The sequence below is a fragment of the Rhodococcus sp. NPDC056960 genome (assembly GCF_042674125.1).
Lineage (GTDB): Bacteria > Actinomycetota > Actinomycetes > Mycobacteriales > Mycobacteriaceae > Rhodococcus_F.
Map to the genome: position 1 here is coordinate 539 of NZ_JBHURF010000099.1, position 464 is coordinate 1,002.

Annotated in this window: 1 rRNA gene (cut by a window edge); it reads right to left on the reverse strand. The window is 55.0% G+C overall.

Annotated features, from left to right (window positions below):
- Positions 1-464: ribosomal RNA gene (locus tag ACFTWF_RS45080) — 23S ribosomal RNA — on the reverse strand; its annotated part reaches 538 nt to the left of the window's first position; the annotation flags it as partial.

The following is a 464-nucleotide window of genomic DNA, read 5'->3' on the forward strand; positions in this document are numbered from 1 at the left end:
CTCCTCGCCTACCTGTGTCGGTTTGCGGTACGGGCACCTCTCACCTCGCTAGAGGCTTTTCTTGGCAGTGTGGAATCAGGAACTTCGCTACTATATTTCGCTCGCCATCACAGCTCAGCCTTATGGGAAACGGATTTGCCTATTTCCCAGCCTAACTGCTTGGACGCGGATATCCAATACCGCGCTTACCCTATCCTCCTGCGTCCCCCCATTGCTCAAATGGTGAGGAGGTGGTACAGGAATATCAACCTGTTGTCCATCGCCTACGCCTTTCGGCCTCGGCTTAGGTCCCGACTAACCCTGAGCGGACGAGCCTTCCTCAGGAAACCTTAGGCATTCGGTGGAGGGGATTCTCACCCCTCTTTCGCTACTCATACCGGCATTCTCACTTCTAAGCGCTCCACCAGTCCTTCCGGTCTGGCTTCACAGCCCTTAGAACGCTCTCCTACCACTGTTCGAAGAAC